Source organism: Microcoleus sp. Pol10D4 (assembly GCF_036701555.1).
In the GTDB taxonomy this organism is placed as follows: Bacteria; Cyanobacteriota; Cyanobacteriia; order Cyanobacteriales; family Microcoleaceae; genus Microcoleus.
On the sequence record NZ_JAUBRA010000109.1, the window covers coordinates 1 to 11,508 of the forward strand.

Below are 11,508 nucleotides of genomic sequence, written 5' to 3' on the forward strand. Positions count from 1 at the left end.
AGTTAGGAGTTGGGATTCAATCAACTCTCAGCAAAACTTTTCATTATATCATAAAATTATTTTGCAAGAGGTCTATTTGTGAGCTACTTAATTTTGTGCCGACGCTAGTTTTTCAAGAATTGGGTAATCTTTGAGCTGTCCATCTGCCAAATTTATATTCTAATTATTGGATTGGTGAGCTGGCGATAGTATTTAATAACACTTAAATATTCATCTGTTTATGTTTTAAAATTGCTAAATCTTACGGATTTTTGCTGAATGCACTAAGAGAAAGTTTCTATTGACAAATAAAAATCAGCATTTTTAGCTACATGATTACCTTTTTCAGTAATACTGTTATCCTAGTTCTTGATATAAATTTTTGCTTTTGTTCGTTGTTTTTAAACGCTTTCTATCATTTCTCTATTTGCTCTTTATATGAGATGATTCTATGCTGTCATTATTATACTAATTACATGAAGTTTGTTTTAGGTGATACCGTCTTTAAATGCCTAACAGCTTATGTCCTGGGAAAGATGCGATCCCACTCCTACCTCCTTAGCATTGTAAAAGTTGAAAGCCCACAGTCCACAAAGATTGTCGGGTACACAGAGAAGCAAACCTAGACAAACGAGCGTGAAGCAGTTACAGAGGATTTTAGATGGTTATAAACAGTTCTTTGACCCGGCCCTTGGCTGTCGTGACGGGTGCCTCTAACGGTATCGGTTACGAACTCGCCAAACAGTTCGCTCAAAACGGATTCGATCTCCTAGTCACCGCCACCGGAGCGAGCATCAATGAAGCGGCCCAAGCCTTTGAGGGACTCGGTGTCAAAGTCGAGACAGTGCAGGCAGACCTCGCTACCTATGACGGTGTTGAGACGGTCTACAACCAGATTAAAGCGACTAATCGGCCAGTGGATGCGATCGCAATTAATGCCGGTGTCGGCGTCGGGGGCGACTTTGCCCGCGAGACAGACTTGAAGGACGAACTAAATTTGATTAACCTCAACGTTGTCTCGTCTGTGCATTTGGCTAAACGGGTAGTCAAGGATATGGTTGATCGCGGCCAGGGACGGATTCTATTCACATCCTCAATTGCCGCCCTAATGCCGGGGCCATTCGAGGCAGTCTACGCGGCATCTAAAGCATTTATACACTCGTTCTCAGAAGGGCTGCGTAACGAGTTAAAGGACACAGGCGTCACCGTTACCGCGCTGATGCCAGGGCCCACGGATACCAACTTCTTCCATCGGGCGGGAATGGACGACACGAAGGCGGGCGCAGACAAGAAAGACGACCCGGCCGAAGTTGCCAAGCAGGGCTTCGAGGCGCTGATGGCGGGTAAGGACGACATCATTGCCGGTTCACTCAAAACAAAGATTATGGCCAGCGCGAGCAAGGTTTTGCCTGATACCGTTAATGCCGAAATGCACCGCCAGCTTACTGAACCGGGTTCTGCTAACAAATAATTCGCGCCGATCTTACTATTCTTATGTGCAGATTTAAAGGAAGTAAACATCGCAGACAATGGCAAGATGGCAGCCGATAAAAGCGTGTTTACTTCTCCCAGTAGTGACGATTTAGCGAAGTTTTCTCAGGCGTTCATCGATGCCATTATGCAGCATCGGCTTTGGATGGGAACTGAGGAATAAATGGTTCTCGCCTAAGTAATTTAGTAGAGCACATTTATGCAAATTCATCATCTCAATTGTGGCTGTATGTGTCCCATTGGAGGGGCGCTTTTCGATGGCTTTAGTCGCGGTCTGACGGCTCACCTCGTCTGCCACTGTCTGCTCCTTGAAACGAATCAGGGGCTGGTTCTGATTGATACCGGCTTCGGATTGCGGGATATCCAGTCGCCTTACTCCAGGCTCAGCCCGTTTTTCGTCCATTTTAATAACATTCAGTTCGATCGCAAGTACACGGCGATCCATCAAATTGAACAGCTCGGATTTTCACCAAGCGATGTGCGCCATATTGTACTCACCCACCTCGATTTCGATCATGCCGGTGGTCTAGAGGATTTCCCGGAAGCCAGGGTACACGTCATGCAGGCTGAAATCGATGCCGCACAGGATCGGCACGGTTTCATCACAAAAAGGCGCTATCGTCCGGGGCAGTGGGATGAAGTCAAACGCTGGAAATACTATTCGGCGGGTGGCGAACCTTGGTTCGGTTTTGAAGCTGTCCGCGACCTCGACGGGTTGCCGCCGGAGATTTTGCTAATCCCATTGGTGGGGCACACGCGCGGTCATGCTGGCATTGCCATTGATACACCCGATGGCTGGCTTCTGCACGCAGGTGATGCCTATTTCTACCGACACGAGATGGATGCCGCTAACCGACGCTGCACACCCGGTTTGCGCGCCTACCAATGGATGATGGAGGTCGATCGCAAGGCTCGGTTGCTCAATCAAGGCCGGCTGCACGCATTATCGGTGCAGCATAGTAAAGATGTGCGCCTGTTTTGCAGTCACGATGCTATTGAGTTAAAAGCATTTGCTGACGGGTCTAGGAGTTCTTAAAACTAGAAATTTCATCATTACTATTGATTAGGCAAAGTAGGCAGTTGGGGAGATTGCAGCCGGGCTGCGCTGTGGATTTTAAGACATCTTAAATTCAAAACTCTTTAGTGCAGCGAAGCGGTGAGTGAGTCCTAGTAGTTTTTTGAAGAAGGCATTTATGAATATCAGCAGACGCAAGTTGTTAAAAGTAACTTCTGCTTCAGGTTTGGTTGCAGCAGGGCTGGCTGCTTCAGAAGGGTTGTTGAAACCCGTGTTAGCTCAAGATGAACTGACTCAAGTAGAGGTTAAAAATGAAGTAGCCCAAGCTCAAACCCAAAGCGGCGAGATGAGTTACAGGACGCTGGGACGCACAGGAGAGCGAGTGTCTGCAATTGGCTTGGGGGGACACCATATCGGACGGCTTCGAGAGGAGCAAGAAAGTATTAAGCTCATTCGCAGTGCGATCGACCGCGGCATCAATTTTATGGACAATTCCTGGGACTATCACAACGGACGCAGCCACCGCTGGATGGGTGCAGCGCTCAAGGATGGCTACCGGCAAAAGGTGTTTCTGATGACTAAAATTGACGGTCGCACTAAGGGCGCGGCCGCGATGCAAATTGACGAGTCGTTGAAAGCGTTGCAGACCGATCGCATTGACCTGATGCAGCATCACGAAATTATTCGGATGGAAGACCCCGATCGCATTTTTGCTCCCGGCGGGGCTATGGAGGCCTTAGTAGAAGCGCAGAAGGCGGGCAAGATTCGCTACATCGGGTTTACAGGACACAAAGACCCTTTGGTTCACCTGCGAGTGATGGAAATTGCCGCTCAAAACAATTTCCGTTTTGACGCGGTACAAATGCCGCTGAACGTGATGGACGCTCATTTTAGAAGTTTTGAGCAACAAGTTCTGCCGGTGCTGGTGAAGAACCAAATAGGTGTATTGGGGATGAAATCTATGGGCGACCCCTACGTGCTTAGAAGTAATACAGTAAGCCCGATCGAATGTCTCCACTATGCGATGAATCTGCCTACTTCAGTCGTGATTACTGGCATTGATAGTATGCAACTCCTCGATCAAGCGTTTGAGGCCGCTCGCACGTTTAAGCCGATGGATCAAGCACAAGTGGCAGCAATGCTGAATCGGACTCGCGAGGCGGCTGCAAAAGGGCAATACGAACTGTATAAAACTACCAACCAATTTGATAGTACCGCCATGAACCCATCGTGGCTAGGATAAGCAGTTTTGGATTATTCATAAGCAAATCTAGGATGAGGCCGAAATTATTTCTTTAGATAACTCAGAAAGGCTAGAGGAGAGGTTGTCTCCGGCTCTTTTGGATGGTTTCTAGGGAGCTAGGTTAAGCAGGCTGGGTGAGCCTTTTTAACGCCTGAATGGGTGGATTTTTTTCAAAACACGATTATTTCACCACACTGTAAGGGAAATTGGTAAAGAAAGTAAAAAGCGTGCAGTTGTTTTCATGGATAATGTCCCAGCTCACTAAGTGGCTTCGATTTAACCATTGATTCAATCGGTTGGCGCTAGTGTTCTTTACCAATCACCTTATTCACCCAATTTTAATTTTATTGAATATTGGTGGTAACAACTCAAAGCTTTTTTACGTGGATTTTGAACTTGCTCAAGGTTATTTTAACGGGCAGAATATCATTAATTATGAGCTGATATTCTGCCGGATATAGCAATACTAATTGTTGTGGGAATTAGATTTTTTCATGAACCGCAGAGGGCGCAGAGAACGCAGAGGGAGAGAGAAGACGGAAAGTTTTTAGTTTTAAGTTAAATAGTTCAAACTTTACCCCAGCGCGGGATTAGGAGGAACAAAGCAATTTCCCAACTCAAAACTATTCGTCAATTTCCCCTTACCACTTTCCTGACATCGCGCCCTTGAGTCTCAATTCTTCTCGACTGACTAGAGCTTCGTAGTAATCGGGTTTAATTTCGAGGGCGACTCCGTAAGAACTAATAGCATCTTGAGTTCGCTGCAATTTTTGCAAAACGTCGCCCCGCTGCGCCCAAGCTTCCCAGTTGTCTGGCTTGAGTTGAATCACTTGGTCAAAAGCGACGAGTGCTTGGGAATAATTCTGCATTTCCCCTAGAATCAGAGCTCGCTGTACCCAGCCTTGATAGTTATCGGGCCAGACAGTAATTGCTCGATCGTATGATGCTAGAGCTTGTTCGTACTGCTGCAATTTTGACAAAGCGTTACCGCGTTTCAACCAAGCTTCAAAATTGTCGGGCACGATTTTTAGTACGCGATTGTAAGCTGCGACGGCTTCTTCGTAACGCTGCAATTTTTCCAGCGCTGCGCCTTGTTGCAACCCTACTTTTGATGTAATTTCTGCTTCTGAAGTCAGAGAGATTACTTTATCAAAACAGGCGATCGCTTCTTCGTATTGCTGTAATTTTTCCAAAGCTTCGCCTCGCAAGTTCCAAGCTTCTAGAAAATTACCTTCTATTTGTAGGGCATTGCTGTAAGCGATAATTGCCTCTTTGTAGCGTTCCAATCCTGCCAGGGCGATGCCTCTACCCAGCCAAGCTTCGGGAAAATTCGGATTAATTTGAACGGCTTGGTCAAAAGCTGCGATCGCCCCTTCAAAATCTCTCGATTCTGACAGTGTTTGACCGCGCCCGATCCATGCTTCGGGATAAAAAGAATTAATTTGAATTGCCCGATCGAAACAAGCAATTGCCGCGTCTGCCCACTGGTGTTTGAGGGCCATTCCTTTATAAAACCAAGCTTCGCAGTCGTTGGGTTGCATTTGCAGGACGCGATCGTAAGCTGTCACGGCTTCTGCATATTTGTGCAATTTTGCGGAAGCAATGCCGCGATTGAACCAAGCCAGACTATTTTGTGGTTGCAGTTGAATGGCGCGATCGTAAGAAGTTACAGCTTCTGCGTAGCGTTCGGCTTTCATCAAAGCCAAACCTCGGTTCAGCCAAGCTTCCCAATTAGTGGGGACGAGTTTCAGGGCGCGCTCGAAAGCGGCCACGGCTTCAGGGTAGCGCTCCGCTTGAACCAACACGTTGCCTTGCCGATACCACATGGCAGGCAAATTCGGATGAAGTTGGGTTGCTTTTTTGTAACAGGTTGCGGCTGCATCCCACTGCTGCAATTCCTCTAAAACTCTGCCGCGCTGATACCAAGCTTCGTGCTTTTCTGAATTGATTTGAATTGCGGTGTCGAAAGCCGCGATCGCTTCTGAGTGATTTTGCAAACTTAACAGCCCTGTCCCGCGCAGCATCCAAGCCCAGTATTCTTCGGGATTAATTGCTGTAGCTCGATCGGCGCAGGCTACGGTTTCTGCGTAGGAATGCAGTTGCTTGTAAGCTTTGCCCAGATTTAGCCACGCCCTGGCCCAGTCCGGTTTAATTTGAACCGCTTTTCCGTAGCAAAGGACTGCCGCTTCGTACCTTCCCGATGCGTACAATCTATTGCCCCGATCGTAATCTGGAAATGCTGCAAAAATTCTTAAAATCGGCGGCAGCAGAGCTGGTTGGGGGTTTGAGGAGTTTTCAGGAGCAGAAGTCGAGAGGTCTGGCATACGCCTTTCACATAAAAATTTAGTGGGATAACAAGCTTGCGGTCTTATATATTAACTTATGCTTTTCTTAATATCGCTGCTGTTTTGAAACAAATTTAGCATATCAGGCTTGGTGCAACCAATCATTTTTACTTAATTCGAGTAGGTATAAAATTATGCACCCTTCCCACTTTCGGTACACCCCTGTAAGATACGGTCAGTCGATCTTCGATTTTCGATTTTCGATTGACCGAAAGCATCCAGCATACAAGCAGATATGGCCTAATTCAGATTTCAAACCAAATTTAATATGGTAGAGTTGCACGCGCTTTTAGATTTCACGGACTGTGATTGGGAGTCGATCGACTCGCACCCGAATTATTGGTACGAAGGCCGTTGTCCTCAAAGTGGCGAGCTGCTGAGACTGCCGCGCACTCGAATGTCCGAGGATCTCGCGCGGGGTTTGATGCAGTACCTGGCGGCTGACTATTCCTACGATCGCGAAGGGAAGATGTACGGCATATTACTGGTGGAGATGCCTTCGGGGGAACAGGGGATACTCAAAGCATTTTCCGGGCTGCTGAATGGTTGCAGCATGGTTGAGGGGTGGGTGCCACCGATTCCGGGACGAGATCGAGTTGCTTTTGAGGAAGCCCGCACGTTAACTCAATTGGAGGCGATGAAACAGGAACTTATTGCACTGAATGAACTCTCGCAGCGACAAGAGTATGAAGCCTTATTTGGGAAGTTTGAAGTGCAAATGCAAGTTTTGAGCGATCGGCATCGCAATTGCAAGCTGCGGCGAGATGAAAAACGCCAGTTACTGTGTCAAACTCTCGCAGAAGAAACACTAGAAATTGCCCTGGAACAACTGAATCAAGAAAGCCGTTTGGAGAAAATTGAACGCAGACAATTGAAACGGCAGCGCGACGAAACATTGCAGCCGCTAAAACAATTAATTGAAGCTGCGGATCGGCAGATGCGGGCGTTGAAACAGCGGCGAAAAGAACTTTCCCGCGAACTTCAGACGCAAATGCACGCGGCTTACACTCTGGTGAATTTTTTGGGGAAATCGCGATCGATCTCCTCATTGATGCCAAATAATTCGATTCCCACTGGCACCGGCGACTGTTGCGCGCCAAAATTGCTCCACTACGCGGCAGTAAACAATCTGAAACCGCTGGCAATGGCTGAGTTTTGGTGGGGGCCGCCATCGGGCGATAAGATTCAGGGAGAATTTTATGGCGCTTGTGGCGATCGGTGTCAGCCGTTAATGGGTTTTTTGCTGTCAGGATTGGCTCAAAATCCGATTGTTTCTAATATGGATGAGGGTTTTACGGGCGGGCTAGAAGCCCAACCCATACTCCCCACAAGCAATAATATTTCTTGTGGGACGGGCATCTTGCCCGTTACCCAAATGCTACCGATTATCTATGAAGACAAATGGTTAATCGCGGTCAATAAACCCTCTGGCTTGCTGTCAGTTCCAGGTCGTTATCTGGAAAATCAAGATAGTGTTTTTAGTCGTTTGCGAAACTTGTTACCGGATAGTTTAAATTTGACAGTTGTGCATCGTTTAGATGGGGAAACATCTGGGATTTTGCTATTGGCGCGGGACAAAGAAACTAGCATTCAACTCAGGCAGCAATTTGCCAAAAAGCAGGTTCACAAAGTTTATGAAGCGGTGCTTTCGGGTACTGTAAAAATTAATGTGGGGACGATCGATCTCCCACTTTGGGGCGATCCAGAAAATCGCCCTTACCAGCAAGTCAATTGGGAGTGTGGAAAACCCAGTGTTACTCGCTTTCAGGTAATGGCGAGGGAGGGAAATTGCGATCGCGTCGAGTTTTTGCCGCTGACGGGACGCACGCATCAATTGAGGGTTCATGCAGCGGATGTCCGAGGGTTGGGGATACCGATTTTGGGCGATCGACTTTACGGATGTCGGGCTGCTGCGAAGCGGCTACACTTGCACGCGCGGGAACTTTCATTTGAGCATCCGCAGTTGGGAGAAAGGCTATACCTAAAGGCAGAAACACCATTTTGAGCTAAGGGCGGCAACGAGCGATTGTTGAGCAGTAGAAATTACAGATTGAGGCAGCAAATATTTATTGTTGAGTAATCAGAGCAACAAATGGGGGAACTTCAGCTTAAGTTTTTACCCATCAGTAGAGTCGGGCAACAAGATATTTATTATTGATTAATTATTACTTCTTTTATATGGCATTGCTCGGAAATCTCTGCTTCAAAACAGGCATTACCGGACAAGGTTTTTGCTCCTGTAAATTCTCTGGTTTGTTCCAAGTAAAAGGCCCTTTTCTCTCCGCCGCCATCCACAGCAAGCTTTTTGCTCGCGTCATCGCTACATACAGAAGTCGAAACTCTTCTGCTGTTTTCAAATAACCTGCTTGTTCCCAGGCTTCGCCTAGATTTGGTAAAGGATATTTTTCGTGCAAACTTGCTCGAATCTGTGCTCTTGCTACCTCTGCTAAAGTGAAATCTCCTAAAAATCGGGCTTGCGGCAAAACTCGCAAATTTCCGGGGATGGTTTGTTCGTGCAGAAACGGCAAAAATACACAATCCCAATCCAATCCTTTAGCTTTGTGCATCGTAATAATTGTTAGTTGACCTTTACTGGTATAACGTTCTTCTATTTTGTCATCTGCATCCACAGGTTCAAATCTTTCGGAACTGACAATTTCGCTAAGTACGCCCAAAATATTCCGCATTGAATTGTTGCCGGCGGTTTGGATTGCTACCCGTTCTGCTAATTTGTCGGCCGTGGCTAATTCTGTTTGGTCGTATTGCAGCGCTAAGGCTAAGAATGAAATGATTTGGTATGGTGGCAATTCTAAGCTAGCTTGCAGCAAACCGCAGCAAAAATAGCGACATTTGCGAACTGGGTCTGACTGCTGCGGGTCTAGCGGGCCTGGGTAAAGAAATTGCTCGGGGCTAGTCGCAAAAGCATTGTAGTCTTGTTTGGGGATCAGTTGCCGATCGCTCAAAATCTTTAAGGCTGCTTTCAGGTAGTCTGGAGAGTGGGGGCGATCGAGAAATTGCAGCAGTGTTAAGATTTCCCAAGGTACTTGAGAATGTCTGTCGCGTTCTCCCACATCTTCAATTTTAATCCCGTATTTCCGTAAATCAAAGCTTAATCCGTGTTTTTGAGGATTTTCCAGCACTTCTTTGATAAACTTACCTTGTTTGTTTTCCCGCACCAAAATAGCCATCGACTTCAGATTCTCTAACGGCAATTTTGCACTATTTTCCCCATCGCTAGCTTCCGCGTCTGAATCGATAGTTTTTTCACTTTTTGTGAATTCAAAATCTGCCGGTAAAAATTCTTCTACTAACTCAATTACCCGCTTGCCAATTAACTCAACTGTATGGTAAATATCGCGGGGAGTATGCAATTCTAAGCCTCGACCAATGGGAGCCGGATTTGCATTTTGCTGCGGGTCATCGCTGGGTACTGGCTTAATAGTTTGGTCGCGAAAAGGCTGTTCGGTTCCCGCTAATTTCGAGCTATTTACCCATTGCAACATAAAGTTAGCTGCATCGATAATTACTTGGGTGCTGCGACCTGCACCGTCCATCGTCGCTAACTTATTCTCTACTTCGCACCGATCGCAAAATTGGTTAAAATAAATCGGGTCGGCGGGAGTGAAGGTAGAATTAATCGCTTGATTTGGATCGCCAACTCTGATAAAATTGGGAGGTAAAGTAGGATGATCGGGATCGATCGCCAATGTTTCCAAAAGCCGAGTTTGCAAAGGTGTAGAATCCTGCGCTTCGTCCTCAAAAACGGCAAATACTTGCTTTTGCTCGCTCGCCCTCGCCCTCGGATTTTCCAACACCCGCAAAGCGGCTAAAATCATCTCGTCGTAATCGATGAATTCCCGACTCCTCAACAAAGCCTGATATTTTTGATATAAACCCCCAGCTACTGCTAAAATCTCATAACCGTCCCCAGTATCAAGAGCGCTCATTTCTAACAACTGTTCGGGAAACAAACCAGAAGATTTCGCCTCGTGAATCACAGTTTTAGCTACCTGCGGCAAAATTTCCGTCCGCAAAACCGATTGTCGCCGCAGCCTCTCCGTTTCCTCTCCATCGAATTGCTGTCCTTCCAACAAAACTTGATATCTGCGGGGATTTTCAGCAATCCAAAGTTCTACACAGGTGCGAATTAATCGGTGACTTTGAGTTGGAGTAACTAAGGTTGAATTTTCTAAATTTAAACCCGACAAATCAGGATGGCGCATCGCAATATTCAAAGCTAAACCGTGCAAAGTGTGCACCGCAAAACCGCCTTGAGATAAAGACAATTGGGCCAATCTTTCCCGAATTTTAGCTTTAATATTAGCAGCAGCCGATCGCGTAAATGTCACGACAATTAACTGGCGGCGGTTGTGAAGCCCGTTGCGGGCGATCGCAATTGCCGACGCAGCAGCCATTCCCGTAGACTTCCCGGCCCCCGGAACCGCCGAAACAGCAAGGGGGCCGCCTTGCCAATCCGCCATGTCCTGCTGGCCCGCACGCAAGCTTTCGCGAATTTTAAGGCAAGCTTGTTCTCGCAAAACTGCGGCAACCCCTGATTCTGAAAGCGCTGAGGCTACATCCGGGCGATCGATATCCGTTGTCGATCGTATAAAATCAGTATCAAATTCATCTGTCATTCGATTTTAGATTTTAGATTTTAGATTTTAGATTTTAGATTAGAAAAATATTTGTGGCGTTCAGCCTTTTCAAACGGTATCAGAAACCGACTTGCTTTAGTTGCGATCGCGTATGCCAGAACCCAAACCATCAATCGATTTTAGATTTTAGATTTTAGATTTTAGATTGAATAAAGCAACCTAGCTTAGAAATTCGGGGGCTGGCGATGGGGAGCGAGGAGCTTTTTTCTCGCTCTACGGATGAATCCGGGGACTTGTTACCCCATTGTTTTCGGTCATCACACCGATATTTATTGGCTTTCATCTGCGTTCATCTGCGTTTATCTGCGGTTAAAAATCCCAAAGTATTCAACCTCTACCGTTTCCATTTCGGTATCGGCTAAACTAATGCTATCTATTCGAGCTTAAATTGAAACCAGCATAAAATTCAATAGCGGGTAAAAGCATAGTCATTTCTTACATGACATGGGAGGCATTAAGCCCCTCCCCCTTCACTTTCACTTTAAGCGGATTGACCCGCCTCGGCTGAACTACGCAGCTCTCTATCCCATCGCTAAACGCATTTGGGATTGCTTTTCTGAGGATGTTGTAAGCGGCATTCACATCAGAATTAATTAATCGACCGACTGATGTTTTGTACAACCCTCTTTTAATCCGCCTGCCGCTAAATGCAGTATCTTTGTCAGTCTTTCCATAGACAGGTATTGGATCTAAACCCAGAAAATTAAAGTCGGCGACTCCCTCACGAGAGTCGCCGCTCTCCAAAACCGTGCTTGATAGTTTCCCATCACACGGCTC

The 11,508-nt window shown here is 46.6% G+C and carries 6 protein-coding genes and 1 pseudogene; 4 read left to right on the top strand and 3 right to left on the bottom strand.

The genetic code is table 11. The features are described from left to right. Positions 1-640 precede the first annotated feature (640 nt). The 3 genes from QUA36_RS29625 (at position 641) to QUA36_RS29635 (ending at position 3,728) form a co-directional block, all read left to right on the top strand. Entirely contained in the window at positions 641-1,450 is an 810-nt protein-coding gene (locus tag QUA36_RS29625) for an SDR family NAD(P)-dependent oxidoreductase (protein WP_333459970.1), read from the top strand. Between the two features lie 219 nt (positions 1,451-1,669). Next, on the top strand, positions 1,670-2,506 hold the full coding sequence (locus QUA36_RS29630; RefSeq protein WP_333459971.1) for an MBL fold metallo-hydrolase: 837 nt from the start codon (positions 1,670-1,672) through the stop codon (positions 2,504-2,506). A gap of 157 nt (positions 2,507-2,663) precedes the next feature. Beyond that, entirely contained in the window at positions 2,664-3,728 is a 1,065-nt protein-coding gene (locus QUA36_RS29635) for an aldo/keto reductase (protein WP_333167169.1), read from the top strand. A 641-nt stretch (positions 3,729-4,369) separates the two neighbouring features. On the opposite strand, the gene QUA36_RS29640 is transcribed toward QUA36_RS29635, so the two are convergent. Next, positions 4,370-6,052, bottom strand: a complete 1,683-nt coding sequence (locus QUA36_RS29640) for a tetratricopeptide repeat protein (protein WP_333459972.1) — start codon at positions 6,050-6,052, stop codon at positions 4,370-4,372. Between the two features lie 289 nt (positions 6,053-6,341). Between QUA36_RS29640 and QUA36_RS29645 the strand changes: the two genes are divergently transcribed. Further along, positions 6,342-8,078, top strand: coding sequence for a pseudouridine synthase (locus tag QUA36_RS29645; RefSeq protein ID WP_333459973.1), 1,737 nt, complete (start codon positions 6,342-6,344; stop codon positions 8,076-8,078). 169 nt (positions 8,079-8,247) lie between these two features. Here the strand turns inward: QUA36_RS29645 and QUA36_RS29650 are convergent, their stop codons facing one another. After that, a complete protein-coding gene (locus QUA36_RS29650; protein ID WP_333459974.1) occupies positions 8,248-10,710 on the bottom strand; it encodes an ATP-dependent helicase in 2,463 nt (820 codons plus the stop codon). Between the two features lie 456 nt (positions 10,711-11,166). Then, positions 11,167-11,508 (bottom strand): annotated as a pseudogene (locus tag QUA36_RS29655) (hypothetical protein); the annotation flags it as partial.